Annotated in this window: 24 protein-coding genes and 1 riboswitch; of the genes, 18 read left to right on the plus strand and 6 right to left on the minus strand. The window is 47.6% G+C overall.

The features are described 5' to 3' along the window. Positions 1-85 precede the first annotated feature (85 nt). Positions 86-238, plus strand: a riboswitch (molybdenum cofactor riboswitch). The 9 genes from moaA to DQW12_RS05570 all read left to right on the plus strand — a co-directional run bounded on the left by moaA (position 228) and on the right by DQW12_RS05570 (position 5,940). After that, positions 228-1,199, plus strand: a complete 972-nt coding sequence (gene moaA, locus DQW12_RS05530; RefSeq protein ID WP_113906853.1) for a GTP 3',8-cyclase MoaA — start codon at positions 228-230, stop codon at positions 1,197-1,199. It overlaps the preceding riboswitch by 11 nt. A 5-nt stretch (positions 1,200-1,204) precedes the next feature. After that, positions 1,205-1,771: a molybdenum cofactor guanylyltransferase gene (gene mobA, locus DQW12_RS05535; RefSeq protein ID WP_113906854.1), complete on the plus strand. Its 567-nt coding sequence runs from the start codon at positions 1,205-1,207 to the stop codon at positions 1,769-1,771. After that, positions 1,755-2,279 carry a molybdopterin-binding protein gene (locus DQW12_RS05540; protein WP_113906855.1) on the plus strand — a complete coding sequence of 175 codons (525 nt, stop codon included), beginning with the start codon at positions 1,755-1,757 and terminating at the stop codon, positions 2,277-2,279. The genes mobA and DQW12_RS05540 overlap by 17 nt, the downstream gene beginning before the upstream one ends. Beyond that, complete coding sequence (gene moaC, locus DQW12_RS05545; RefSeq protein WP_113906856.1) at positions 2,272-2,766, plus strand: cyclic pyranopterin monophosphate synthase MoaC; 495 nt, start codon at positions 2,272-2,274, stop codon at positions 2,764-2,766. The genes DQW12_RS05540 and moaC overlap by 8 nt, the downstream gene beginning before the upstream one ends. 7 nt (positions 2,767-2,773) lie before the next feature. Next, entirely contained in the window at positions 2,774-3,022 is a 249-nt protein-coding gene (moaD, locus tag DQW12_RS05550; RefSeq protein ID WP_232819894.1) for a molybdopterin synthase sulfur carrier subunit, read from the plus strand. Positions 3,023-3,024: 2 nt separating this feature from the next. Continuing rightward, the gene (gene moaE / locus DQW12_RS05555; protein ID WP_113906857.1) at positions 3,025-3,489 is read left to right on the plus strand and encodes a molybdopterin synthase catalytic subunit MoaE; all 465 of its coding nucleotides are present in this window, start codon (positions 3,025-3,027) and stop codon (positions 3,487-3,489) included. Then, positions 3,486-4,223 carry a molybdate ABC transporter substrate-binding protein gene (gene modA, locus DQW12_RS05560; RefSeq protein ID WP_113906858.1) on the plus strand — a complete coding sequence of 246 codons (738 nt, stop codon included), beginning with the start codon at positions 3,486-3,488 and terminating at the stop codon, positions 4,221-4,223. Before moaE ends, modA begins: the two co-directional genes overlap by 4 nt. Then, positions 4,220-4,906, plus strand: coding sequence for a molybdate ABC transporter permease subunit (gene modB / locus DQW12_RS05565; RefSeq protein WP_113906859.1), 687 nt, complete (start codon positions 4,220-4,222; stop codon positions 4,904-4,906). The genes modA and modB overlap by 4 nt, the downstream gene beginning before the upstream one ends. Next, the gene (locus DQW12_RS05570; protein ID WP_113906860.1) at positions 4,903-5,940 is read left to right on the plus strand and encodes a molybdenum ABC transporter ATP-binding protein; all 1,038 of its coding nucleotides are present in this window, start codon (positions 4,903-4,905) and stop codon (positions 5,938-5,940) included. The genes modB and DQW12_RS05570 overlap by 4 nt, the downstream gene beginning before the upstream one ends. 27 nt (positions 5,941-5,967) lie before the next feature. On the opposite strand, the gene DQW12_RS05575 is transcribed toward DQW12_RS05570, so the two are convergent. Further along, positions 5,968-6,402: an RrF2 family transcriptional regulator gene (locus tag DQW12_RS05575; RefSeq protein ID WP_113906861.1), complete on the minus strand. Its 435-nt coding sequence runs from the start codon at positions 6,400-6,402 to the stop codon at positions 5,968-5,970. An 82-nt stretch (positions 6,403-6,484) separates the two neighbouring features. On the opposite strand from DQW12_RS05575, the gene DQW12_RS05580 reads away from it, so the two are divergent. Together DQW12_RS05580 and DQW12_RS05585 are read left to right on the plus strand one after the other, a co-directional pair. Further along, entirely contained in the window at positions 6,485-6,706 is a 222-nt protein-coding gene (locus DQW12_RS05580) for a hypothetical protein (protein WP_113906862.1), read from the plus strand. Between the two features lie 12 nt (positions 6,707-6,718). Next, complete coding sequence (locus tag DQW12_RS05585) at positions 6,719-7,090, plus strand: YbaN family protein (protein ID WP_113906863.1); 372 nt, start codon at positions 6,719-6,721, stop codon at positions 7,088-7,090. An 87-nt stretch (positions 7,091-7,177) separates the two neighbouring features. On the opposite strand, the gene moeA is transcribed toward DQW12_RS05585, so the two are convergent. The 3 genes from moeA to DQW12_RS05600 all read right to left on the minus strand — a co-directional run bounded on the left by moeA (position 7,178) and on the right by DQW12_RS05600 (position 11,123). Continuing rightward, positions 7,178-8,416, minus strand: coding sequence for a molybdopterin molybdotransferase MoeA (gene moeA, locus DQW12_RS05590; RefSeq protein ID WP_232819896.1), 1,239 nt, complete (start codon positions 8,414-8,416; stop codon positions 7,178-7,180). Between the two features lies 1 nt (position 8,417). Next, complete coding sequence (gene narL, locus DQW12_RS05595) at positions 8,418-9,059, minus strand: two-component system response regulator NarL (protein ID WP_113906864.1); 642 nt, start codon at positions 9,057-9,059, stop codon at positions 8,418-8,420. A 237-nt stretch (positions 9,060-9,296) separates the two neighbouring features. Continuing rightward, entirely contained in the window at positions 9,297-11,123 is a 1,827-nt protein-coding gene (locus DQW12_RS05600; protein ID WP_198683911.1) for an ATP-binding protein, read from the minus strand. 320 nt (positions 11,124-11,443) lie between these two features. Here DQW12_RS05600 and DQW12_RS05605 point away from each other — a divergent pair, with 320 nt between their 5' ends. The 5 genes from DQW12_RS05605 (at position 11,444) to DQW12_RS05625 (ending at position 19,034) form a co-directional block, all read left to right on the plus strand. After that, on the plus strand, positions 11,444-15,166 hold the full coding sequence (locus tag DQW12_RS05605; RefSeq protein ID WP_113907227.1) for a nitrate reductase subunit alpha: 3,723 nt from the start codon (positions 11,444-11,446) through the stop codon (positions 15,164-15,166). 19 nt (positions 15,167-15,185) lie between these two features. Beyond that, positions 15,186-16,718: a nitrate reductase subunit beta gene (gene narH, locus DQW12_RS05610; RefSeq protein ID WP_113906865.1), complete on the plus strand. Its 1,533-nt coding sequence runs from the start codon at positions 15,186-15,188 to the stop codon at positions 16,716-16,718. Positions 16,719-16,730: 12 nt separating this feature from the next. After that, complete coding sequence (narJ, locus tag DQW12_RS05615) at positions 16,731-17,468, plus strand: nitrate reductase molybdenum cofactor assembly chaperone (protein WP_113906866.1); 738 nt, start codon at positions 16,731-16,733, stop codon at positions 17,466-17,468. Between the two features lie 2 nt (positions 17,469-17,470). After that, a complete protein-coding gene (gene narI, locus DQW12_RS05620) occupies positions 17,471-18,166 on the plus strand; it encodes a respiratory nitrate reductase subunit gamma (protein WP_113906867.1) in 696 nt (231 codons plus the stop codon). Between the two features lie 100 nt (positions 18,167-18,266). Next, positions 18,267-19,034 carry a peptidylprolyl isomerase gene (locus tag DQW12_RS05625; protein WP_113906868.1) on the plus strand — a complete coding sequence of 256 codons (768 nt, stop codon included), beginning with the start codon at positions 18,267-18,269 and terminating at the stop codon, positions 19,032-19,034. A 55-nt stretch (positions 19,035-19,089) separates the two neighbouring features. On the opposite strand, the gene DQW12_RS05630 is transcribed toward DQW12_RS05625, so the two are convergent. Together DQW12_RS05630 and DQW12_RS05635 are read right to left on the minus strand one after the other, a co-directional pair. Then, positions 19,090-20,832, minus strand: coding sequence for a bifunctional protein-serine/threonine kinase/phosphatase (locus DQW12_RS05630; RefSeq protein ID WP_113906869.1), 1,743 nt, complete (start codon positions 20,830-20,832; stop codon positions 19,090-19,092). A 9-nt stretch (positions 20,833-20,841) separates the two neighbouring features. After that, positions 20,842-22,320 carry a NarK family nitrate/nitrite MFS transporter gene (locus tag DQW12_RS05635; protein ID WP_113906870.1) on the minus strand — a complete coding sequence of 493 codons (1,479 nt, stop codon included), beginning with the start codon at positions 22,318-22,320 and terminating at the stop codon, positions 20,842-20,844. A 280-nt stretch (positions 22,321-22,600) separates the two neighbouring features. Between DQW12_RS05635 and DQW12_RS05640 the strand changes: the two genes are divergently transcribed. Both DQW12_RS05640 and DQW12_RS05645 read left to right on the plus strand, forming a co-directional pair. Then, complete coding sequence (locus DQW12_RS05640) at positions 22,601-23,866, plus strand: MFS transporter (RefSeq protein ID WP_113906871.1); 1,266 nt, start codon at positions 22,601-22,603, stop codon at positions 23,864-23,866. 11 nt (positions 23,867-23,877) lie between these two features. Further along, positions 23,878-25,392: an MFS transporter gene (locus DQW12_RS05645; protein WP_113906872.1), complete on the plus strand. Its 1,515-nt coding sequence runs from the start codon at positions 23,878-23,880 to the stop codon at positions 25,390-25,392. Positions 25,393-25,522 lie beyond the last annotated feature (130 nt).

Consider the following 25,522-nt stretch of genomic DNA (forward strand, 5'->3'; position numbering starts at 1 on the left):
AAGGAGTTGGCATCGAGGTATCCCCTATGGGGTATGCGTGGCACTCCCTTCATGTGAATAAAAGTTCATTGCGGTATCGATTAGTCTAGAGCATATCCGCCGAGCGGCTGCGCCTAAGCAAGTTTGCTTCTTATGTTACAACTTGTATGGACAGTGCGCCGTGGCAATTCAGCCACCAGGGTTAGCATGGAAACGCGTTAACCTCCCGACTTTGGAAAGGTGAGAACATGCTACAAGACGCGTATGCCCGTCGTTTTACCTATTTGCGACTTTCCCTAACAGAAAGTTGTAACTTTCGTTGTGATTACTGTTTGCCTGACGGCCCCGATTGTACCTCGCGCAAAGAAGAAATAAATCTCGATGAAATTCGAAGAGTTGTTACCGCTTTTGCTCTGCTCGGAACACGAAAAGTGCGCTTAACCGGCGGTGAGCCCTGTTTACGAAAAGATTTGGTTGACGTGATACGTACGGTCAAAGCGGTGCCGGGTATTGAAGAGGTAGCAATGACGACCAACGGCTATCGGTTAATGAAAGACTTAGATAAATGGGTAGAAGCCGGTTTAGACGCGGTTAATGTTAGCGTAGACAGTCTTGACCCCAGCACATTTCATTTAGTAACCGGACAGAATAAGTTACCGGAAATTCTGGAGGGAATCGATCGTGCTTCGCAATCAAGCTTAAAGCGTGTCAAGGTCAATACCGTTTTGTTGAAAGAGCACAATGGTAAGGAGTTACCTGAATTTCTCGAATATATTCGTACGAGACCCGTGTCTTTGCGCTTTATTGAACTTATGCAAACTGGAGACAATCACGCCTATTATCGACGCCATCACATAAATGGCGAGTCGATTAAAGAAACCTTACTGGAGCAAGGCTGGACGCAACGCCTGAAAAGCAAAACCGCGGGGCCCGCACAGGAGTTTGTGCACCCCGAATTTGCTGGTTCGATGGGGCTAATCATGCCCTACAGCAAAGATTTTTGTGCAGATTGCAACCGACTTCGCGTATCTAGCCGTGGTGCGCTGTTTCTCTGCTTATTTACCGAAAACCATATTAGTCTTCGTGACCTAATGCAAAGCGATGATCCCGGCCCCTTGATGGAGAGAATACAGGAGTCGGTTCAAGGCAAGAAAGTGAGTCACTTTTTGCACGACAAGCAAACAGGCTCGACTAAAAACCTCTCGATTATCGGTGGTTAAAATCGATGAGTGTGTCTGAGGCAAGCGCCATTCTTTTAGCCGGCGGGCGGTCTTCTCGCATGGGAACAGATAAAGCACTGCTAAAATTATCGACCAGCCCGTTGCCGCAAACATTATTAGAGCGAACCTATGAATGTTTACAGCATGCGGGTTTAAATGATATCCACATCAGTAGAAACTGCGCGTTAGAGGGTTTCTCTACCATTGCAGATAAAGTCCAGCAGCGTGGTCCACTTGCAGGCATTGAAGCCTGTTTACCTTACTGTAAGTACCAACGTGTTTTAGTGGTTCCGGTGGACCAGCCGCGACTATCCGTTGCACTTTTGCATCAGTTACTTGCTGCGCAGGGTGACTGTGTGATGTTTGAGAACAACCCATTGCCTTGTGTAATCCCCAATACAGGTGAGACCAAAGCCCTTTTACATCAGTGGCTGTCAGACCCAAATGAACACTGTTCCGTTGCCCGCTTTCTAAAGGCACTTTCGGTTCAAGAGCGAGCCTGTAGAACACCGCAAGCACTGATGAATACGAATACCCCTCAGGAGTGGAGAGCGTATGAGCAAAGCCAATGATTTTGTACCGCTTCGAATTGTTCGAGCGAGTATTTCAAATCGACACACGGAAGCAACCGACAGCACCGGGCAGTGGCTTGACAGCCAGATACAAGCCAAGGGCCACCTACTCGCACACCATGAAATTTGCGGCAATGATTTTTATGAATTAAGAGCCAAGGTAAGTGCGTGGATAGGTGATTCGCAAGTGGATGTTATCCTTACTCATGGTGGAACCGGATTTGCTCAAGGAAACTGTACTCAAGCGGCTATAGAACCCTTACTAGCACAAACCATCCCTGGATTCGGTGAGCTTTTCCGACAGCTTTCATTCCAGCAAATTGGCTCATCGGCACTACAGTCCCAAGCGTTTGCGGGGTTGGTCAATGATAAGGTGTTGTTCGCAATTCCAGGTTCACTGAGTGCTGCGGAGCTGGCTTGGACGCAATTAATTTCGCCACAACTGGACGCCCGCCAAGGACCATGTAACTTTGTCGCGCATATTCAGAAAGGAGTTTGCAATGGCTAAACTCACCCACGTTAGTGAGGATGGCGCCGCTCATATGGTTGACATCACGGACAAGCAGGCCACTCGGCGGCAAGCAAGTGCTCAAGCCGTGTTAACAACAGCGGTAAATGTAGTGGAGTTACTTGAGCGAGCGGCTGAAAAAAAAGGCGACGTGTTCGCTACCGCCCGTATTGCGGGCATTATGGCTGCCAAGAAAACCAGCGACCTCATTCCGTTATGTCATCCCTTGCCACTCAACAAGGTAACGATTGACATTGCACCAAAGCCACAGCAAGGCCAAATTCATGTATTGGCCACCTGCGTGACGGAAGGCAAAACGGGTATTGAAATGGAGGCTCTTACTGCTGCATCTGTCGCTGCGCTAACACTTTACGATATGGCAAAAGCAGTCGACCCCGCCATGGTTATTGGTGGCATTCAGTTAGTTGAAAAAATAGGTGGTAAATCAGGGCACTGGCGTTCAGCGAACCAAGAAACGCAGGAGTAGCACAATCATGATGATAAGGGTTTTATTTTTTGCGTCATTAAAAGAGCAGCTAGGAACGCCGAATGTGGAAATGGAGACAACTGCGAGTCGTGTCGATGAGCTGTTGCAGCAACTGATAGAGCAGAATCCACGTTGGAAGCCTCATTTGCAGCAGGGGACCTTACTTTGTGCAGTGAATCAGCAGCTTTGTGATACAGAACATCCGCTCGCCGTTGGTGACGAAGTGGCGTTTTTCCCGCCCGTTACAGGAGGCTGATTATGGCAGCGACTACCACCATCCGTATTCAAGAGCAGGACTTCTCAGTGGCGGACAATTATGAACAGCTACGCAGGAGCGCAGCCTATGGTGCGGTGGTAACCTTTACCGGTTTAGTACGAGAGTTAGTTGACGCGCAATTGAGTGGCATGTTTCTAGAGCACTATCCCGGAATGACCGAAAAAGCGTTGCAAGGTATTAGTAATGAGGCTCGTCAGCGCTGGCAGCTCGGCCCTATTCAAATCATTCATCGTATCGGCCACTTGCAACTGAATGATCAAATTGTGTTTGTTGGGGTGGCGGCAAAGCACAGAGCAGACGCCTTTGCAGCCAGCATGTTCTTGATGGACTTTTTGAAAACACGGGCTCCGTTTTGGAAAAAAGAGGTCACTAAAGAGGCAAGTTACTGGGTGGAGGCGAAGGAAAGCGATCAGCACGCCGTACAGCGATGGAATGATCAGAAATGAAAGCACGTTATTACCTGTTGCTAATCGGCGCTTTTCTTTCTACTAGCGCGTTTGGTGAAACAATCCGAGTTGCAGCTGCCTCTGATCTACGTTATGTCATGCCGACTTTAATAGAGGCCTTTGAAAAGAAACACCGGCAAAGCAATGTGGAGGCGGTGTTTGGCCCTTCTGGGCGATTTTTTAGTCAAATTCAAAATGGCGCGCCCTTTCATGTGTTTATGTCTGCCGATATAGAATACCCTCAACAGCTTCGAGAGAGAAACAGTCGTCATGGTGAGGCGGTGCCTTATGCACTGGGTAGCATTGCCCTCTGGCACGCGCAAGAGCACACGCCAAGTTTGACGGATCTAGAGAATGCAAGGCGCATCGCGATTGCCAATCCTCAAACCGCTCCATATGGAAAAATGGCGTTAGCCTGGCTTACTCAACTGGATAATGGGGAAGCACTGACCAAGCACTTAGTTTTTGCGGAGAGCGCGGCGCAAGTGGCTCATTTAGTGAGAAGCGGCGGGGCGCAAATAGGTATTAGTGCGCTGACAGTGTTAAATAGTGCCGAGTTAGCAACCTTTGGACGTTACTCAGCAATCCCCATAGACACCGGCTACGTTCCTATTGTTCAGGGTATGATGCTTACAGAGCATGGAATAATGAACGAACAAGCGCAGCATTTTTTTACGTTTTTGCGACAGGACGCTGGAGCTATTTTTCAAGCTCATGGGTTTATGCTGCCATGACTGGAAATGATCTATTAGCCATTTGGGTCACCTTACGGTTGGCGCTCATTTCCACTTTCATATTGTTAGTTATTTCCATTCCTTTTGCATGGTGGCTTAGTCAAACCAAAAGCCGAACCCGACCCTTATTCGAAGCCATTGTGGCTTTACCTTTGGTATTGCCTCCTACGGTATTAGGTTTCTATCTGCTTGTTGCACTTGGGCCTAATGGGCCTATTGGAGGAAGCTTAGAAGCGTTAGGACTCAATCATTTAGCCTTTAGCTTTTCGGGGTTAGTGATAGGCTCGGTAATATATTCTCTTCCTTTTGCTGTGCAGCCTTTGCAAAATGCCTTCACTGCCATTCCTGCAAAGCTTCTCGATGTAGCAACTACTCTTCGTTCTAACCCGTGGGACAGGTTCTGGCACGTTGTTATACCACTCGCAAAACCGGGGGTAATTTCCGCTGCTGTATTGTCATTTGCGCACACGCTAGGAGAGTTTGGAGTGGTGCTCATGATCGGTGGCAATATTCCGGGTGAAACACAGGTGGTGTCGATAGCTATTTACGATCATGTTGAGTCATTAAATTATGAACGAGCGCATTTACTGTCCATTGGCCTTCTTATATTTTCGATGTTGGTGTTACTCGCCGTGTATAGTGTGAATGGCCGAAATAAATTAATGTCGGCGGGTGAAAGATGAGCCTTGATATCAGCATAGAAGCACAGCAAGGAGATTTTCTCTTGCAGGTGTCGAGTTCCATTGACCTGCAAGGCATTACAGCACTGTTCGGCCCATCGGGCTGTGGCAAAAGTTCATTATTACGCGCCATTGCGGGTATTCATCCGGGGGTAACCGGTAGCATTGAATCGCCATGGGGCACGTGGCTTGGCAGTGCGGCAACGCAGCCCGCTTGGCAGCGTGGGGTCGGTATGGTGTTCCAAGACCCCTCGCTTTTTCCTCATTTAGATGTAGCCGGTAATCTTTGTTTTAGTGCTAAGCGGGCTCCAGTAACTGAGAAGAAGGGAGGTACTCAGAGTGCTGTGGAGCAAATTGCCGACTTGTGCGGAATTAGTAGGTTGCTGCGCCACTATCCTCAGCAGCTGTCCGGAGGTCAGCAACAACGCGTAGCGATTGCCCGAGCTCTATTGAGCCGGCCTCGTTTGTTGCTGCTTGATGAGCCGCTTGCCAGTCTCGACAAGAATGCGCGCAGTATTTTTCTGAAATTGCTGCGCACAGTGCACGAAGAAATGGCGCTGCCCATGATCTACGTGAGTCATCAAATCGAAGAAGTGGCCTACTTGGCTGATAATCTACTGTTAATGGATGGTGGATGTATTCAACAGTCGGGCGCTGTTCAAAAGGTGTTGGCAAGCGCTTTAGGGCGCACCTTGAGCGGTGGCTTGAGTGTATTGCAATTGCATGAGGGAAAACTTGGTCCAAAGGGGGCTCCCCTCGAGCTCAATCAGCCCAATACCTACAATCGTGCGCTAATTTATGCCGATGATATCGCATTGAGTCTCGAACCTTTACCAACGACCAGCTTTCGTAATCAGTTGGAATGCAAAGTTGTTTCACTTGAGCTTGATGCGACATCAGCAAAAAGAGTTTGGGTGACGTTGCAACTCGAACAGCAACACGTAATGGCAAGTGTAAGTCAAAAAAGTGCAGAGCATTTGGGTTTGTTTACTGGACAAAAGCTCTTTGCGTTGATGAAAGCAACCGCCTTGCATTAGTCATTAATGTGCATTTATTTTATGGGTTTAAAGGGTGTTGGTTGTAAAAATACGCTCGAGCTGTGCTTTATTGCCAATAATTGAGGCTAGTGTGTAATTCGATAAAAATTGGTAAAACGCACGCTTCCCTTCTGCCAGAATGTGCTGCAATTCACAGGCCGGCTCAATGGTGCACGTCGGGCTGTGACAATTTACCCAAGGCGTGTCGCCTTCTAGCCGTCGGATTACATGGTCAAGGCGAATTTCATGGGGAGGCGCCGCAAGAGAAAACCCACCGTTTTTCCCGCGTTTCGTGCGAATAAACCCTTCTTTACCGAGTTGATGAATGACCTTATTCAGGTGATTTCGCGGAATATCGTAGGCGTCGCAAATTTCGTTAATAGTGACTACGCTACCTGGGCTGCGAATACCGAGGTAGATCAAAGTGCGCAAGCCGTAATCCGTATACTTTTTTATTTGCATAAACAAATTATCGCACAGGTTGACAGATTCTGTATATGCATTAATAATGCATCTTATAACATGCATTACAAAGGTATCTTTTATGTCGGGGCACAAGCTACTTCGTTTTGCGAACTGTGGCATGATATTTTTTCTGGCGGCTTTTGCTGCGTCATTTTACGGGGCCTGGGGCTTAGAAAAACAGTTGCCTCTTATGGCTGTTACTTTTCTACATATCGGCCAGATTGTAACAGCTGGCCTGTTCAAGCTAGCTTATGTATTGCGACTCGTCGCTCAGTCTCAACTTGGTGAGCAATTACGATAAGGAACGGTAATTATGATGGCAATGCTATGCTGGCGCTTTATTGCATTCCTTGCTGTTAAAATGGCCGCCGTTGGAGTAATTGTACCTGGGGTGCCTTCAGTTCCCTTTATCCTTCTAGCGGCTTGGTCAGCGGGTAAAGGGTGGCCTCAATTAGAACAATGGCTGCTTCAGCACGAGAAGTACGGACCTCTTATTATTGCTTGGCGGCATGAGCGTGCGATTCCTCGTTCGGCAAAGTGGCTAGCTTCAGCGATGATGCTTTTTAGCGTGGTGATGCTATTGGTGTCTGCTGCACCCACCTTGCTTAAAGCTCTACTGGCTTTATTCCTAATTGCTGTGGCGATTTGGCTTTGGACTCGTAGAGAGCCAAAATTTGCGGCGTAACCGCAGGTCGCCTGAGCGAGTAGTCACAACTAAGGGCGCAGTCACAACTAAGGGCGCAGTCAAAAGAGTTTAAATAAGTCTTGGTCTTTAGCGCAGGGGAGCGCTAATGATTTCGACTTCAACCCACTCATCGGCGTTCACATGTCCTTGTTCCGCACAAAGGCGAATAAATACATCGGCTTCGGCTAGGGAGGTTAGCATGGCGGAGCCTTGTGGACCGGTACTAAACACTTTGGTTTCACCATCCTGCTCTCGTAACCACCCACGCTGAAAATCGGCGCGGCCCGGGCGCTTCTTTAATACTTCGCCAGCTCTCAAGCACAGACGCTGCCGTGATTGCCAATGCTCGCCCTGTAGGGTAGCGAGGGCGGGGGCGGCAAGTTGATCAAAGGTTACCAGTGCCGACACGGGGTTACCTGGTAAACCAAAGAAATAAGCGTTATTCACTTTTCCAAAAGCAAAGGGTTTACCTGGCTTCATCGCAACCTTCCAAAAGCCAACTGAGCCATAGCTGTCGAGAACTTGCTTAGTAAAATCGAAGTCGCCAACTGAAACCCCGCCACTACATACAATGGCATCGGCAGTACGACTTGCCTTCTCGAACCTATCTGCAATGGTGTCGTAATGGTCAGGAATTAAACCGAGGTTAATAACATCGTAGCCTGCGCGCTCCAATAAGGCATGCAGTGCATAGCGGTTGCTGTCGTAGAGCTGGCCTTCCTGCAATGCTTCACCGGGAGTAACGAGTTCGTCGCCCGTAGAAAATAGTGCAACTTTGAGTTTTCGTTTTACCTTCACCGAAGCGTATCCAAAAGATGCGAGTAGACCGATATCAACGGGGTTAAATCGACGGCCAGGCTGGTACACGGTTTGCCCGGCAGTTAGCTCTTCTCCTTGGCGGCGAATATTTGAGCCCGCTGGCAAGGGTTCCAGTAGGGTAATTTGGTTGGCATCGTTAAGTTTGACCTGCTCTTGTGCAATCACTGTATCAACGCAGGAAGGAACTTTGGCTCCAGTTAAAATACGGATACATTGGCCAGCGGTCAAATTGCCTTGAAATGGATGCCCCGCCTGAGACACTCCCACAATTTTAAGGGTAACGGGACCGTCTTGCTTTGGGAGCCCTGAGCTCAAGTATGCGTAGCCGTCCATCGCGGAGTTGGTGTAGGCTGGAATGTCAGTGCTGGCTTGAATAGGCTCAGCACTGACCCGGTCAACGAGTGCAGCAAGGGGGACGGGCTCAAACTGTGTCACGGGAGATATGCTCTCGCGCATTTGGGCAAGCGCGTCTGCCACGCTAATCATGGAACTGCTTGACACGGGCATTCTAGCCCCCCTTCTGGTTGACCATCCATACGGCGGCTTCAACGCGAGAGCGAAGACCGAGTTTCTTTAGGAGATGCTTCACATGGACTTTTACCGTACCATCAGAGATGTCGAGCTCTCGAGCGATAACTTTGTTGCTCATGCCTTTTGCAATGAGACTCAAAATCTCGTATTCCCGATTGGTCAAACTGTTCAAATTTGCTTGGTCACGAGACACCGGTTTACGGATGGCAGAGGCGAGTACTTCCGTTACACTCTCACTCAGAACCATTTTACCTGTAAGTGCTTTTTTAACTTGCTGTAATAGCTGCTCCGGGTCCATGTCTTTCAACAAATAACCGTTGGCGCCGCCACTAATGGCTTGCACAACATCTTCGTCAGCGTCGGAAACGGTGAGCATTACAATAGCAGATTGAACAACTGCGCGAAGCCCACGCAGAGTTTCTAAGCCGTCCATTCCTTGCATATTGAGGTCGAGCATAATCAAGTCAGGGTTTAAGTCTTTGGCAATCTCTATAGCGTCAGCGCCATTATTGACTTCACAAACCACTTCTAGGCTTTCTTCTAACTCAAGAAGCTGACGAAGGCCTTTTATGAGTAGTGGGTGATCGTCCACTAACATTATCCGTGCTTTATCTGACATAAACCCCCCTAGCATGCTTTGCTAGATTTGTAATGCTTATTCAACTTCGCGAATGATACCGAATTATACCGACGATAACGAATCGTTGCGGGTCTATTTATAATAGAAGTCTTAATCCGGATAAAATACAACCGCATGATTTTAATAGGGAAAAAATATATCTTTGCTTGTAGTTACTTATTAGTGAGTACCTCTTACGAACATTTTGATACTGCATAATATAAAGGCAGTATCTTCTTAAGATGCTTCTTGTTTCTCGGTTCTGAGTAAATACTCAGGCGCAAACGAGAAATAGACGCCTGTACCGCCTTGTTGTAATGCTTGAATGTGAATAACACCGTCGAGGTGTCGGCTTCGTTCCTGCATAATGGCGAGTCCGTAATGGTTTAATTTTTCGGCTTTTTCTGGAATTCCAATGCCATTGTCTTCGATAGTGAGATGGATCGAGTCGTTTTCTTGCTCTACTCGAATGTTAAGCTCGGTGCCTTGGCTATGATGAATCGCATTTTGTGAAGCTTCGCGAATAATTTGTAGTAAATGAACCTCTTCATGAGGAGCCAATGGAATATCTTGTACGTCGTAATGCAGCCGTATTGCCATTTCTGAACGGTCTTCGAGTTGTTGTACGGTTGTCAGTAAGGCGTTCCTCAAGCCACCACCGTCAACTTTTAGTCGGAATGTAGTTAACAGCTCACGTAATTGCCGGTATGCGGAGTTCAAGCCTTCTCTTAATTCTACCGTGACTTCCTGAATTACTTCTTGTTTGTTCTGTTCAGAGGCCTTCGACAAGCGAACAACTTGAATTTTCAAATAAGAAAGTGCTTGCGCGAGAGAGTCATGAAGTTCTCGTGCAATTACTGTTCGTTCCTTCATGAGCGCTAAGCGTCGTACGTTTTCTTCTTCCGATTTAAGGTTCAGCGCCAAAGAAAGCTGTTCAGCAACAGAGCGCAATAATTGCTGTTGCCAATCGACTAACTGTTCTGAGGGAGCACAGCGCGCTGTGAGTACGCCATAGTGTTTTTGATCGCGCGAAAGCGGATAGCGGTATATGTGTTGCTCATTTTCAAAGCTAATACAATTTTCCGGTTGAATACAGCTCGCACAGTTGTTGCTCGCACAGGCCGCATCTCTCATGTCTTCGGGTTGCAATTGCAAGTAGGGTCGTTTGCCTTCTTCTGTGAGTAAACAGAGTTCGATGTCGCGAACGTTCAATAACGTCTTTAAGCGTTCAATAATGTCTGTGTAGTCGTGGTATGCGAGCGATTTTTCGTTGATATTGCGCGAAATATCGTAAAGCAATTGCAGCGTTTTATGACCATGCTGGAGTTGCTGAGTTTGGTGGTCGACACGACTTTCTAAATCCCCGTACATGCTGCTGATCGTGTCACTCATTTTATTGAGTGTTTTTCCTAAAATACCAATCTCGTCGTTGCGTTCAAAATACGTGCGCGCTGTGAAGTCACCTTGAGAAAGTTGTCGTGCTTGCTGAGTGAGTGCGAACAGCGGTTCCTCGAAGCGGGTTTTTAACCAATACAGAATTAGCCCAGTGAGCAGCAGCGTTATAAGTAGCGAGACTACTACGACAATACGAAGAAGCTGCATTTTGTCCATAGCGCGACTTTCAAGATCAACCACAAAAATGTCGATCAGGTTCACTAAGTTATTCGCTCGTTGCTCAAGTTCATTTAGAGGGGTTGTTTCATTGAGCAGCGCAGTTCTGAATGCGCGCCATTCATTGTGTGCACTATTAAAAGATTGGCCAATACCATTCTGGTTTTGGTGAAAGCGATAAAACTTGTCGTCTCGCCAGAGTTCGTCAATGCTATCGGCGATTTCTAGTCGGGTATGGAGATTGGTTTGTGCGAGGCTGCTTAACGTAACTTTGTACGTGAGCATGCGCAAGGTACCTGCTTTATTTATTGCTTGCGGATCTTCCTTGGCATAGTCAGAAATAAGGTAGGCGGCCATCATGCTAACAAAGCCCAAACCGAGTATGAGTGACAGGGTTAGAATGAGTTTTCCGAACAAGGACAAGCTCTTTTTTGGCTGTTTCCGATAGTCCAAAATATTCCCTTATTTCTAATGTATCTTATGTTGCATGTAGAGCCTTAGTTCATTGCCTTAAAATAAGGGCTACCTCTTTTAACTTTTAGTATTAGTTTAGACCAATCATCTGTCAAGGCAATAAAGTCAAAAAACATAAAAAACAACAAGTTAAGAAAAGAGCCAGTGGTACTCCCTAGGGGGTATTCGGGGCGTCTAGCGTTCTTTGTTGATAAAGCCCGCTATTTCGTGTGGACTCGAGATCGCGCATAGTTCACCTATGTTCTATGCGTTCGTTGCCAGAACTAGAGAGCAGCGAAAATTTACTGGGGAGTTACACGATGAGTCATTTACTCGACAAGTTACGTTATTTCACCTCCTATCGAGAAAAGTTCTCGGACGGGCATGGCGTAACAACTGAAGAAAACCGCGCTTGGGAGCAAGGTTACCGGCAGCGTTGGCAACACGACAAAGTGGTTCGTTCTACGCATGGCGTTAACTGTACAGGCTCCTGTAGCTGGAAAATTTACGTGAAAGACGGCCTGGTAACATGGGAAACGCAACAGACAGACTATCCGCGTACGCGTCCAGACCTTCCAAACCATGAGCCTAGAGGGTGCCCTCGTGGGGCGAGCTATTCTTGGTATATCTACAGCGCAAACCGCCTTAAATATCCTAAAATGCGTGGTCAGTTAATGAAACTGTGGCGCGAAGCCAAAGCTGAGCACAGCGACCCGGTAAAAGCGTGGGAATCGATTGTGAGCGATCCTGCTAAGGCAAGAAGCTACAAACAGCGCCGTGGCTTAGGTGGTTTCGTGCGTGCATCTTGGCAGGAAGTAAATGAACTTATTGCCGCGTCAAATGTGTACACGGCAAAAACCTTTGGTCCAGACCGTATTTCTGGGTTTTCTCCTATTCCAGCGATGTCGATGGTCTCTTATGCTGCGGGCTCTCGCTACCTTTCGCTGATTGGTGGTAATTGCCTTAGCTTCTACGACTGGTATTGTGATTTACCTCCGGCTTCACCGCAGGTGTGGGGCGAACAAACCGACGTGCCAGAGTCTGCGGACTGGTATAACTCGAACTACATTATTGTGTGGGGATCAAACGTACCTCAAACGCGTACTCCAGACGCCCACTTTCTGACAGAAGTTCGTTACAAAGGTACAAAAACCTGTGTAATTACTTCTGATTATTCAGAAGCATCTAAATTTGGTGATACTTGGTTGTCGCCACGCCAAGGTACAGACGCCGCGCTAGCAATGGCGTTTGGTCACGTTATTCTGAAAGAATTTTATGTGAACCAGCAAAGCCAATATTTTAATGACTATGTGCGTCGATATACCGATATGCCGATGCTCGTTATGTTGGAAAGCAATGGTACGCACTTAACGCAAGGCCGTTTCCTGCGTGCTGCAGACCTCGTTGACAATTTGGGTGAAGAAAACAACCCCGACTGGAAAACGATTGCGGTAAATGAAGCCGATGGTCGTTTAACGAGCCCGAATGGCGCTATAGGTTACCGTTGGGGTGAACGCGATGCTAAGTGGAACCTTGAGCAGAAAGACAAAAGCGGTGACCTTAATTTGTTACTGTCGTTGAATGAGCACAACGACGAAGTTGTTGAGGTGGCGTTCCCGTATTTTGGCGGCGCACCTCATGAATATGAATATTTCCAACACACCCATCACGACGAAATTCAGTTGCGTAAAATTCCAGCGAAAAAGGTTGAGCTCGCCAATGGCGAAAGCGCATGGGTAGCAACCGTTCACGACCTCATGATGGCGAACTACGGCGTTGAAAATGGTGTAAATGATCCGAATCGTGCCACGAGTTACGATGACGACATTCCTTACACACCTGCTTGGCAGGAAAAAATTACCGGCGTTCGTCGTGCCGATGTGATTCGTGTGGCCACTGAGTTTGGGCGTAATGCCGATAAAACCAAAGGGCGTTCAATGATCATTGTCGGAGCCGCATTGAACCATTGGTACCACATGGATATGAATTATCGTGGGTTAATCAATATGCTCATGATGTGTGGCTGTATTGGTCAAACAGGCGGTGGTTGGGCGCACTATGTTGGGCAGGAAAAGCTACGCCCACAAACAGGTTGGCAGCCACTTGCTTTCGGCTTGGATTGGCAGCGTCCACCACGTCACATGAATGGTACTTCGTTTTTCTACAATCACTCGAGTCAGTGGCGTTATGAGAAATTAACGATGAGTGAAATTGTGTCGCCATTAATCGACAAGAACAAGTGGAAGAGTTCGATTATTGACTATAACGCACGAGCTGAACGCATGGGCTGGCTGCCTTCGGCGCCGCAGTTAGGAACAAACCCACTCGGGTTAGTAAAAGCCGCTGAGGCTGCGGGTATGGAGGTGAAGGACTACGTTGTTCAGCAGCTGAAGGAAGGTTCGCTAAAGTTTGCTTGTGAACAGCCGGACAACCCACAGAACTTCCCACGCAATATGTTTGTTTGGCGCTCGAATTTGCTTGGCTCCTCGGGCAAAGGCCACGAGTACATGTTGAAGCATTTACTCGGCACGAAAAATGGGTTGCTCGGTAAAGACCTCGGAACCTTTGGTGGTGACAAGCCAGAAGATGTGGAATGGCAAGATGATGCCGCAGAAGGAAAGGTAGATCTGTGGGTTACACTTGACTTCCGTATGTCCACAACCTGTTTGTACTCAGATATCGTGCTTCCTACGGCGACTTGGTACGAAAAAGACGATATGAATACTTCGGATATGCATCCGTTTATTCACCCACTAACGGCCGCTATAGACCCTGTTTGGGAAGCACGCAGTGACTGGGAAATTTTTAAAGGTATCGCCAAGGAGTTCTCACGTGTGTCGGTAGGGCACCTAGGTGTGGAACAAGACCTCGTAACGATTCCGATGCAGCATGACACCCCGGGTGAGCTCGCTCAGCCGTACGAAGTAAAAGCTTGGTTCAAAGGCGAATGTGACCCTATTCCCGGAAAAACCATGCCTAATTTAGTGGTGGTAGAACGCGATTATCCTAACACCTACAACCGTTTTACCTCCCTCGGACCTCTTATGGACGAACTTGGTAATGGCGGCAAAGGAATTGGTTGGGACACCAAAGACGAAGTAGCGTTACTCGGTAATTTAAATCGTCGTCATACCGAAGAAGGTCCGCATAAAGGGCGGCCTAAAATTGAGTCAGCGGTAGATGCTTGTGAAGTTATTTTGTCACTTGCGCCAGAAACGAACGGGCATGTTGCAGTGAAGGCATGGGAAGCGCTGGGCAAAATTACCGGACGCGACCATACCCACCTTGCGAAACCGAAGGAAGACGAGAAAATTCGCTTTAATGACATTGTTGCACAGCCGCGCAAGATTATTTCGAGTCCTACTTGGTCGGGCTTAGAAGACGAACATGTGTCTTACAACGCGGGCTATACCAACGTGCATGAGTTGATTCCGTGGCGCACCATTACCGGTCGTCAACAGTTCTATCAGGATCATGAATGGATGCGCGATTTTGGTGAGCAACTCTGTGTTTATAAACCGCCGATTAATCTAAAAACGGTTGAGCCGGTGTTGAACACCAAGTCGAATGGCAACAAAGAAATTGTGTTGAACTTCCTCACACCGCACCAAAAATGGGGGATTCACAGCACCTATTCAGACAACTTGCTCATGCTCACTTTGTCGAGAGGCGGCCCTATTGTGTGGATGAGTGAAACCGACGCAAAAGCAGCGGGCATTGTCGACAACGACTGGATTGAAGTGTTTAACGTAAATGGCTCCATTGCGGCCCGAGCCGTTGTGTCACAACGTGTTCCAGAAGGTATGAGCATGATGTATCACGCGCAAGAGAAAATAGTAAATACCCCCGGTTCTGAAATGACAGGTACGCGTGGTGGCATTCACAACTCAGTCACCCGTGCGGTGATGAAACCAACCCACATGATTGGTGGCTATGCGCAACAGTCTTACGGGTTTAACTATTACGGTACCGTAGGTTGTAACCGAGACGAGTTCGTCATTGTTCGCAAAATGGACAAAGTCGACTGGTTAGACACCGAATAAGTGGAGTGAGGTAAACACAATGAAAGTAAGAGCTCAAATAGGCATGGTGTTGAACCTGGACAAGTGTATTGGTTGCCATACTTGCTCCATCACCTGTAAGAACGTTTGGACCTCTCGCGAAGGAGTAGAATACGCATGGTTTAATAACGTTGAAACGAAACCCGGCATTGGCTTTCCGAAAGAGTGGGAAAACCAAGAGAAATGGAAGGGCGGATGGCAGTTGAAGAACGGCAAACTGAAGCCTCGTATTGGTGGTAAGTTACGAGTTTTCGCAAACTTATTTGCCAACCCCGAAATGCCGGAAATTGACGATTATTACGAGCCTTTCGACTTCGACTATCAGTATTTGCATACCGCAAAAGATTCGAAGCACCAACCTACCGCCCGCCCGCGGTCGCTGATTAGTGGTCAGCGCATGGAGAAGATTGAGTGGGGCCCAAACTGGGAAGAAATTCTCGGGACTGAGTTTGAAAAGCGTAAGAAAGACAAAAACTTTGACGAAGTAGTGCAAAAAGACATTTATGGTCAGTTTGAAAAGACCTTCATGATGTATTTGCCCCGTTTGTGTGAACATTGCTTGAATCCCACTTGTGTGGCGTCGTGCCCATCGGGCGCAATTTACAAACGTGAAGAAGACGGTATTGTCTTGATCGATCAAGACAAGTGTCGCGGTTGGCGCATGTGTGTGTCCGGCTGTCCTTACAAGAAAATTTACTACAACTGGAAAAGTGGTAAGTCTGAGAAATGTACGTTCTGTTACCCGCGCATTGAAGCAGGTCAACCAACAACCTGTTCCGAAACCTGCGTAGGCCGTATTCGTTACCTCGGCGTTTTGCTTTATGACGCGGATAAGATCCAAGCGGCGGCGAGCACCCCAAATGAGAAAGATTTGTATCAAGCTCAGTTGGATATTTTCCTCGACCCGTTTGATCCAGAAGTTCAGGAAGCAGCGCGCAAAGAAGGGATTGCAGAAAACTGGCTCAAAGCGGCGCAACGCTCACCAGTCTACATGATGGCGATGGAATGGAAGGTTGCACTACCGTTACACCCAGAGTATCGCACCTTACCGATGGTTTGGTACGTGCCGCCATTGTCGCCTATTCAAACTGCAGTAGAAGCGGGCCATGTAGGTATGAATGGTGAAATTCCTGATCTGAAGTCACTTCGGATTCCGCTCCGTTATTTAGCCAACATGTTAACTGCAGGTGACGAGGCACCGGTTGTGCGTGCACTCGAGCGAATGATAGCAATGCGTGCCTTCAAGCGCTCACAGCAGGTTGACGGTGTAGAAGACGTAGAAGTATTAAAACAGGTTGGTTTAACACCGAATCAAGTTGAAGAAATGTACCGCTACATGGCTTTGGCGAATTACGAAGACCGTTTTGTTATTCCGACTAGCGCGCGTGCTTATGCTGAAAATGCCTACGACCTAAAAGGGGAATGCGGTTTCAGCTTTGGTAACGGTTGCAGCGGAGGCGACAGCAAATTTAATATTTTTGGTGGAAAAACCAAAGGTGTTCGGCAGGTAATTCCTGTTGAAGTGAAATACTAGAAGGAGTCGATAATGGACGTTGTAAGAGTAATATCGCTGCTTCTAGACTATCCGACAGACGAGTTAGTGGCGGCTAAAGAAGACTTAAAAGCGTTGGTAAAACCAGCCCCTTTAAGCGAAACCACGCGCGGGGAAATGCTGCAATTTATTGAAAAGCGCTGTAGTGGCGACCTTATGGAATGGCAGCAAGACTACGATAGTTTGTTTGAGCGCGGCAGAGCTTTGTCTCTGCTGCTGTTCGAGCATGTGCATGGTGAGTCACGTGATCGTGGTCAAGCCATGGTCGACCTGATGGCAGAATACCGAGCTGCGGGTCTAGACATTGGTGTTCGCGAACTCCCCGATTATATTCCACTTTACTTAGAGTTCTTGAGCACCCAAGGGAACGAAAACCTGCAGATAGGCTTGGCCGATGTTGCACATATATTAGCTGTTTTATGTGCGCGGCTTGAGCGTCGCGATAGTAACTACGCTGTGCTTTTTAAAGGCTTAATTGAGTTGTCTACTGCAGAGATTGATATGGCTGCAGTGCATGAGCAAATTAAGAGCGAAAAGCGCGACGACAGTAAAGAAGCCATGGACAAAGTTTGGGAAGAGGAAATGGTAACTTTCGGCCCGGACAGCAGTGGTGACGGTTGTAGCTCTGGTGTGAGTAAGCCTACACCAGAGCAAAGCCGCCAAGATCATGTACCTATTAACTGGGCAAACGCGTCAGACGCATCCAAGCCCACAGCAACACGAGGAGTTTGACCATGAATTTTGTGGATATGCTGCTGTATGGAATTTATCCGTACATTGTATCGGTGGTGTTTTTCCTCGGTTGCGCGATACGTTATGACCGAGAGCAATACACCTGGAAAGCACAATCGAGCCAGATGCTGAGCAAGAAAGGCTTTCGTATTGCGAGTAACTTATTTCATATTGGGATCATTATGATCTTTATCGGTCATTTTGGCGGTTTGGTTGTTCCGTATGAAGTTTGGGACTTTTTCGGTATTACGCTGGCTCAAAAGCAACTTATTGCACTTGGTGTAGGTGGCTTTTTTGGTGTGATCTGCTTTGTGGGCTTAACCATGTTGGTATTTCGCCGACTCTTTAACCCAAGAGTACGTGCCAGTAGTTCAGTGATGGACACTCTTATTTTGTTGCTCATCTATTGGCAGCTCATTTTGGGTCTTATCACTATTGCCGTGTCGACAGGCCACATGGATGGTTATGTGATGAAAGACCTGATGAGCTGGAGTCGAAATCTATTGACCTTCCGTCCAGCAGAAGCGGTAAGCTTCCTCTCTGACATGCATTGGATTTACAAAGCACACGTGTTCTGGGGAATTACCTTGTTCTTGTTGTTCCCGTTCAGCCGCTTAGTGCACATTTGGAGCGTTCCAATTGAATATTTTGCACGTAGCTACCAAATTGTCCGCCGTCGCTTTAAGCGTGCGGTATAAGCATGCACGTTAAGCATGTAAAGGAACAGAATAAGGCGAGTAACCTATAAAGCAAAGTCGGCTGAAAACCTGGTTTTCAGCCGCTCGAAATGGGGTTGATATGATAGAAGTGAATGACGCTGTTATTGCCGAAAGTACACTGTTTGCGGAGGCTCAATATCATCCGGCAGGGTCGCAAGAAGAAGCATTAGCAAAAGCGAGCGAAGCTCTAATTATTGGCGAGCTGTTTAAACAACGTGCGCAAGCATTAGGTATTTCAGTTCAGGCGGAAACCGATCGTGCGGGCGACGACGACTACTTGGAGCAGTTAATTGAGCGCGAAGTTCATATTCCCGTTGCCGACGAAGCTGCATGCCGACAGTATTACGAGGGTAACCTAGAGCGCTTTATGAGCGCCCCTTTACTTGAAATATGTCATATTTTGGTAGCTGCAGCACCTGATGACGATCAAGAGCGGGTGGAAGCGCAAACTATTGCGGAGGAGTTGCTCAAGCAGTTACAAAGCGGTGAATCGTTCAGTGAGTTAGCGCAGAAATATTCGCGCTGCCCGTCGGCCAGTACCGGCGGAAACCTTGGGCAAATTAGTAAGGGGCAAACGGTGCCGGAATTTGAACGTCATATTTTTCGGGCACAGGAGGGCTTAATGCCCGCCCCAATAGAAACACGCTATGGTTTTCATGTAGTTCGTGTAGACCGTCATGTGCCAGGTGAGCAACTTCCTTTTGAAGCCGTTGAGCAGCGAATTGAGGAATACTTAAATACTAAAGTTCGCAATAAAGCTATCGCACAGTACATTCAAACTCTCATCGCAGATGCTGAAATTAAAGGCTATCAGTTCGGTGTGGATGGCTCACCGCTTATGCAGTGATGATTTGCGATGGGTACTTGCGAAAGTCTTAGTGACAACATACCAATCTCAGGGACTATCGGCTTAGCACAAACAGGTAAATTACCAATAATAGTGTAACGAACCAAAACCCAGAAAGAAGCTGCCAAAATAACAAGCTGCTTTTCTGGGTTTCTTTTTTCACTTCATCTTTGAGAAACTCAGGATTTGGCTTGCGGATATCCCGCAATAGTGCTGCCAGCGTTGTGTAACGCTCTTGTAGGTCAAATTTCACACCTTTTTCTAACGCTCTATCGAGCCATAGAGGGATTTTGGGGTTCACCTCACGGGCAGAAATATAGCGTAATCGCTCATAATCCCGAGGCACCCTGCATTCAGCAATCGCTTCGCCATACGGAAGCTTGCCAGTGAAGAGTTCATAGGCAATAGTTGCGAGTGCATATACGTCACCTTGAATCCCTGAGTTTTTGCCCATTAGGTAGAGCGGATCTGAATATTCAGCGGTACCTAGGGGATGATCATCCTTTACGGGGGAATAGATTTCGGCGAGCCCGGCAACATACACGGAGCCAAAGTCGATAATTTTAGCTCGGCCATCTTGAGTGACGATAATGTTTCCAGGTTTAAGGTCTTGATGAATGGTTTCGTGGCTATGAAGCGCTTCTAAACCCATATAAATGTCATCGATTAGCTTCAATACGCGCCCAGGTTTTAAGGGGGCCGATTGTTCTATGAGCGCTTCAAGGCTTTCCCCTTCAATGAACTCCATTAGATAGTACAAAAAGGTTTTCGGCCTACGCGGCCTGATCATTTTCACCACACTTTCATTTTCGATACGTAGTCCAATCCACTCTTCACGAATAAAGCGCTCAATATAAAGTGGGTCATCGCTGTAATTCGGAGACGGAGTCTTCATTACTAAGTTTTGATTGCTCTCTGGCTCCTTAACTAAATAAAGATGGCTGCGACTACTCATGAAGAGCTGTTTAAGCACCTCATAGCCATCAATTTTTTGCCCAGGTGTTAAGGGGGGGGGGAAAGGCAATTGAGTAAGACGCTCGCTGTAATCATCAATATTCTCAGCGGGTAAGCTCTGTATCTGTAGAACAATCACACTAATATTGTCGTCGCAACCGCGCTGCATGGCGGCGGCATAGAGTGACTCGGTATGGCTTTCAGGAGGTTGTTCAGTGCAAAGAATAGTGGTGATTTCTTCCTCAGAGAGAAAGTCATGAATTCCATCGCTACAAAGAAGAAAAATATCCTTTTCTCGGCAACTAACACTTCGGTAGTCGAGTTGTAGCCGGTTATCCATTCCTAAAGCGCGCGCTAAAAAGGCGCGTTCGCGGCTGAGTTGGGCTTTGTGATCTTGTGTGAGTTGTTCGAGCGACTGGTCTCGCAAGCGATAAATGCGGCTGTCGCCAACATGAAAGAGGTGTGCGGTACGGGACTTTAAAATAAGACTACTGAAAGTACACAAATGCCCCTTCAGCTCGTTACTAAATGCATGACTGTGACGATAGAGCTTGGAGTTGATCGTAGAAAGCAGCTGCTCAGCAGCGTGACTTACGGACCACGTGTCAGGCGTTTTGGGGTATTCGTGAATAAAATGGGTCACGGCGGTTTCGCTGGCTTGCTGACCGGCTTCAGCACTGCTTACCCCATCAGCAACGGCAAACACATAGCCTTTATAGTGGGCTATGTGTTCATCGTCGGGTATAAATGAGTCGGCAAAATCCTCATTGCTCTCTTTACCGCCAGCGCGGCAAAGTACATGCACCTGAAGTTCGTGCTCGAGCTTAGGTAAGCTTTCGTTCATGATTCCTCGCTACTCAGTGCCGACCTTAATAGTGTGCACTGTGCCGTCGGGCATGACTTCAGCAATATGGCCCTTTGGATCTTCCATAAAGTAGATGGCGATCAAACCTAAAGCTGCCGACACAGCGATGACATAAAAGAATGTGCTGTAGGTCACAAAGCTCAGTACAGTCAGATAGATAACTGCGCCTACGTTACCGTAAGCACCCGCCATACCTGCGATTTGACCCGTCATGCTGCGCTTAATCAGCGGAATCATGGCAAATACCGCACCTTCACCTGCTTGCACAAAGAAGGAGCAGGCCATGGTAATGAGAACAGCCATCAGGATCCACCAATTGCTATCGATAAGACCCATGAAGAAGTAACCTACGGCTAAGCCTGAGATCATGATCAGCAGTGTTTTTCTTCGTCCGTAACGGTCTGAGAACCAGCCTCCAGCAGGACGTGAAACCAGGTTCATAAAGGCGAAACCAGAAGCAAATAATCCAGCTGTGACGGGAGTTAAGCCTTCAAAGGTTTGTAAAAAATACAGGGGGAGCATGGATACAACGGCTAATTCAGAACCGAAAGTCGCAAAGTAGGCAATGTTTAAAATAGCAACTTGCTTGAAGGGATACTTTTGGATTTCTGGAACGCCTTCACGCAGGTGCTCTGCGTTAACATGCCAGATTTGCTGCAAGTTAAATATCATCATGACCACGAGTATGGCCATGAAGATCCACATGGTGGTTACTGAAAATAAAGCAATACTAGGAGATGCCAGTCTCCACGCTAAAATTGCTAAGGCAATGTACATGGGCACCGTCATGATCATCAACACCCATAAATCTTTCCAGCTGGTGACTTCCATGGCTCCAGTTTTTTTCGGTTTAAAATAAATAGACCCTTTCGGTGTGTTGCGAGCAAATTTGTAGAAAATCAAACCATAGATAGCGCAAATCACGCCAACCAGAGTGATGGCATAGCGCCAACCGTCATCGCCGCCAAAGGCTATCGCAATAGCCGGTAGGGTCATTGCTGCAGCAGCAGAACCAAAATTACCCCAGCCACCATAGATTCCCTCTGCAGTGCCCACCTGATGCGCGGGAAACCATTCACTGACTAGGCGTATACCAATAACGAATCCAGCACCTACGAAGCCAAGTAAAAAGCGGAAAATAGCAAGGCTGTTATAACTGTTGGCAAAGGCAAAGCCGATACAAAGGGCTGCCGAAATAATGAGTAGCCAAGAGTAAATAATGCGCGGCCCAAATCGGTCCACTAGCACGCCCACAACAATTCGAGCCGGAATGGTTACCGCGACATTTAGAATGAGCAGTGCCCTTACTTGAGCGTCGGTAAGGTCAAGGCTTGCTTGGATGGATGTAAGCAAAGGTGCGTGAGCAAACCACACAACAAACGTAAGAAAAAACGCAAACCACGACAAGTGAAGAAGGCGAATTTTCGGCTCTTTAAAATTCAGAACATTGAGTGATGCAGATGACATATGAACCTCTGTGATTCTATGGAATTGTGCATACTTTACTTGATTTCTACTGCTGCTGAATTGCCTCTATCTCAGGTTATTAAAGGGCTAGAGCTGAAAGAGGTATGTGTTATGTGTCCGGCATGTCAATGTTTTTGGACTGTCCTATCCCATGGTGGGTAGCGGTAACCCGTGAAGTGGGTGGATAAGTATTTGTGGGTAGCCCATTAAGACAGGAGGCTCGGTCGAAAAAACTGCGCTAGCATGGAGTTTATTCATGCACGTTTAGTGAGGTTTTACCGTGGATTCGACTCATCGACTAGCGTGGCGCGCATTGTTGGTTGCAACCCTTGCCTTTGCGGCAAATTTTTCAATCTGGACAATTTATGCAGTGCTCGCTATCGACATTCAAGCCAAGCTCTCCTTGTCGGCGTTGGAGCTCGGTGTGTTGTTGTCGTCACCTATCGTTTCCGGTGCGGTTTTACGCGTTCCTTTAGGGATACTGTCTGAGCGAATAAGCCCTCGGCGCCTCTGGATCGCATTAATGTGGTTGCAACTTCCTCCACTCGCGATCTTGCCGTGGATCGACAGCTTCTGGGGCTTTGTATGGGTGGGTCTTTGGTTTGGTATTAGTGGTGCTTCTTTTACGCTTGGAGTGCGCTATGTAACCGATTGGTTTGGTAGCGCACAACAAGGTTTCGCGCTGGGCGTGTTTGGTGTAGGGAATGCCGGAGCCGCTATTTCCTTTATAATCATTCCACTTTTGGCGGCTCAGTTTGGATGGCAATGGACCGGACCGCTATATGCCATAGCCATGTTGCCCGCGATTTTATTGTTTACATTAGGCGCCCCGAAAGGCGCTTATCAACCCACTGCGAAAACAAAAGGCGTTAACAACGGATTCGGATTTCTTAAGCAAAACACGGTGTGGCGCTATAGCCTTTATTACTACTTCGTATTTGGCAGCTTTCTCGCACTTATCTTATGGCTTCCTCAATATTATATGCAGGTGTACAACCTCGACATTAATGAAGCCATGGGCTTCACCCTATTTTTTGTAATTACTTCGAGCATGGTGCGCGCGCTCGGTGGTTGGTTCGCTGATCGCTATGGCGCTCGCGCAGTGAACTGGAGTGTTTTTTGGGTGTGTTTGGTGTGCCTGTTCTTCCTCAGCTATCCACCTACGACCATGACCATTCATGGTTTAGAGCAGGATGTGCATCTAAGGGTTGAAGTTAATATTTGGCTGTTTACGCTTTTGATTTTTGTCATTGGTTTAGCTCAAGGACTAGGGCGAGCCAGTGTTCTGCGTTCGCTCTATGACCACTACCCTAGTGATATGGGGCGAATTGGCGGCTGGGTCGCATTTGTTGGGGCACTTGGCGGTTGCACCTTGCCGCTCGCATTCGGTTTGATACAAGACCTACTTGGCATAGCAAGCGGTGCCTTTATGGTGCTCTATGCGGTACTCGCGTTGTGCATGATTCTCATGTTTTTAGCGATTCGAAAAGAGCGGTATCAAAAAGCGCTACAACAGGCGCTCAGCAATGACTTTTATGAGTCTTAAAAGGGAACACTATGGCACTACCGCCTGATTGGAACCCAGACAATGCCAAACATTGGCAGGCAAGTAACACGCTCGCCTATCAGTACTTATGGTCAGCCAGTGGCATACTGGCTTGCGGATTCGCCGTGTGGTTGCAGTGGAGTGTCTGGGTCGTTTATATGCCGGTGCTTGGCTTCACCTTTTCCTTGGAGCAGCTCTTTAGCTTGCTTGCTATCGCTGGATTAAGTGGTGCATTGTTTCGTATCCCTGCTAGTTTTTTTAGCCTTTCATTGAGCAGTCGATACAGCTTTATTTTAATCGTCTACTTGCTCTTAGTACCGGTTCTTGGCACTGCTCATGCCTTGCAAACGCCTTCCTCAAGCTTATTAACTTTTCAACTTTTAGCGTTACTTTCAGGTTTGGGGGCGGCTGTATTCTCTGTCAGTATGGCGAACGTAAGTGAGGTATTTCCTCACCGACAGCAGGGTTTAGCGCTCGGACTGCACGCGGGTATCGGTAACCTTGGTATCGTAGCGGCGCAAGTAGCACTTCCGATCTTGATTACCTTAGGGCTACTGCGGTTTAACTTCTTCGTAGTTGTGTTTAACTTTCTCGTCCTTGCACTATTGTTTCGGCGACTCATTCACCTGCGTCCCGAAAAGTTAACGCTTCCTTTTCGAAAGCGCGTTCAGCTCATTTTTAGCTTAACTGTAGTGCTGTTGGCAACCGCTGTAATTGTAGCGTTGGCGATGTATTTAATTCTCTCGGAAAGTGCAAATGGGGCAGGCTTACACCTCACCAAGGAATGGGTTCTCGTTGGGGCCTTGCTGATTGCGCTTTGGTTCATAAAATTGATATTGAGCCTGAACCGAGACAAAGGCCAACAATTTAGAATCTTCAACAATAAGCATACTTGGCTCATGGCGATAATGTATGTGATGAGTTTTGGTACCTTTATTGGCTTTTCTAGTGCATTTCCTTTGCTAACCCATTATGTTTTTGGGTTCAGTCACGATGTGACAGCCGTCGAGGCATTTACCCAGATGAACCCCAATCATCCTAGTATGATTATGTATTGGTGGTTTGGCCCATTGCTCGCCATTGCGAGTCGGCCGTTAGGAGGATGGTTAGGTGATAGGTACGGCGGTGCGCGGGTCACATTTTGGTGTGCCGCCTTTATGGGTGCAGCGTCCCTGTGGATGGGAGAGACGATTGCGACAGCCTTGCAAGAGACGTCACCGGAGGTGGTTTTCGTACCCTTCTTATTGTCGTGCATGGCGCTATTTATTGGCAGTGGACTAGCAAATGGCTCCTCCTATCGAACACTTACGTCGCTTTTTCCTAAGCCGCAGCGACAAGCTGTGATTGGCTGGGTATCCGCTATCGGCGCCTGCGGGGCATTCTACGTTCCTTTGGTGCTCGGCGAGAGCTTGCAATCAAATACTCCTGCGTCAGCCTTTATCGGCTTCGCATTATTCTATTTCGCCTGCATGGCGTTAGACCGCTTTTTCTACCTCGATAAGAACTCAGAACACTACAATCCGTAAGCGTTCTTTATTTGCGACATAGGTGTCGGGTAAGGAACCTTGAGGTACCCCCTTTGAGAGGGGCGGTAAAATATCAAGAATTTACCTTGGCTCGTGACCTTTAATTTCATTAAAAATCAGTTGTTTACGA

This window comes from Aliidiomarina celeris (assembly GCF_003316875.1).
Taxonomy (GTDB): domain Bacteria; phylum Pseudomonadota; class Gammaproteobacteria; order Enterobacterales; family Alteromonadaceae; genus Aliidiomarina; species Aliidiomarina celeris.

What these genes read in the sequence shown, in the direction of transcription:
- DQW12_RS05635 (WP_113906870.1), bottom strand. Translation starts at nt 22,320, where the DNA reads ATGTCATCTGCATCACTCAATGTTCTGAATTTTAAAGAGCCGAAAATT.
- moeA (WP_232819896.1), bottom strand. Translation starts at nt 8,416, where the DNA reads ATGCCCGTGTCAAGCAGTTCCATGATTAGCGTGGCAGACGCGCTTGCC.
- DQW12_RS05540 (WP_113906855.1), top strand. Translation starts at nt 1,755, where the DNA reads ATGAGCAAAGCCAATGATTTTGTACCGCTTCGAATTGTTCGAGCGAGT.
- narH (WP_113906865.1), top strand. Translation starts at nt 15,186, where the DNA reads ATGAAAGTAAGAGCTCAAATAGGCATGGTGTTGAACCTGGACAAGTGT.
- narJ (WP_113906866.1), top strand. Translation starts at nt 16,731, where the DNA reads ATGGACGTTGTAAGAGTAATATCGCTGCTTCTAGACTATCCGACAGAC.
- DQW12_RS05630 (WP_113906869.1), bottom strand. Translation starts at nt 20,832, where the DNA reads ATGAACGAAAGCTTACCTAAGCTCGAGCACGAACTTCAGGTGCATGTA.
- moaE (WP_113906857.1), top strand. Translation starts at nt 3,025, where the DNA reads ATGGCAGCGACTACCACCATCCGTATTCAAGAGCAGGACTTCTCAGTG.
- DQW12_RS05605 (WP_113907227.1), top strand. Translation starts at nt 11,444, where the DNA reads ATGAGTCATTTACTCGACAAGTTACGTTATTTCACCTCCTATCGAGAA.
- narI (WP_113906867.1), top strand. Translation starts at nt 17,471, where the DNA reads ATGAATTTTGTGGATATGCTGCTGTATGGAATTTATCCGTACATTGTA.
- mobA (WP_113906854.1), top strand. Translation starts at nt 1,205, where the DNA reads ATGAGTGTGTCTGAGGCAAGCGCCATTCTTTTAGCCGGCGGGCGGTCT.
- DQW12_RS05625 (WP_113906868.1), top strand. Translation starts at nt 18,267, where the DNA reads ATGATAGAAGTGAATGACGCTGTTATTGCCGAAAGTACACTGTTTGCG.
- DQW12_RS05645 (WP_113906872.1), top strand. Translation starts at nt 23,878, where the DNA reads ATGGCACTACCGCCTGATTGGAACCCAGACAATGCCAAACATTGGCAG.
- moaC (WP_113906856.1), top strand. Translation starts at nt 2,272, where the DNA reads ATGGCTAAACTCACCCACGTTAGTGAGGATGGCGCCGCTCATATGGTT.
- modB (WP_113906859.1), top strand. Translation starts at nt 4,220, where the DNA reads ATGACTGGAAATGATCTATTAGCCATTTGGGTCACCTTACGGTTGGCG.
- DQW12_RS05585 (WP_113906863.1), top strand. Translation starts at nt 6,719, where the DNA reads ATGATGGCAATGCTATGCTGGCGCTTTATTGCATTCCTTGCTGTTAAA.
- DQW12_RS05580 (WP_113906862.1), top strand. Translation starts at nt 6,485, where the DNA reads ATGTCGGGGCACAAGCTACTTCGTTTTGCGAACTGTGGCATGATATTT.
- moaD (WP_232819894.1), top strand. Translation starts at nt 2,774, where the DNA reads ATGATGATAAGGGTTTTATTTTTTGCGTCATTAAAAGAGCAGCTAGGA.
- moaA (WP_113906853.1), top strand. Translation starts at nt 228, where the DNA reads ATGCTACAAGACGCGTATGCCCGTCGTTTTACCTATTTGCGACTTTCC.
- DQW12_RS05570 (WP_113906860.1), top strand. Translation starts at nt 4,903, where the DNA reads ATGAGCCTTGATATCAGCATAGAAGCACAGCAAGGAGATTTTCTCTTG.
- DQW12_RS05575 (WP_113906861.1), bottom strand. Translation starts at nt 6,402, where the DNA reads ATGCAAATAAAAAAGTATACGGATTACGGCTTGCGCACTTTGATCTAC.
- modA (WP_113906858.1), top strand. Translation starts at nt 3,486, where the DNA reads ATGAAAGCACGTTATTACCTGTTGCTAATCGGCGCTTTTCTTTCTACT.
- narL (WP_113906864.1), bottom strand. Translation starts at nt 9,059, where the DNA reads ATGTCAGATAAAGCACGGATAATGTTAGTGGACGATCACCCACTACTC.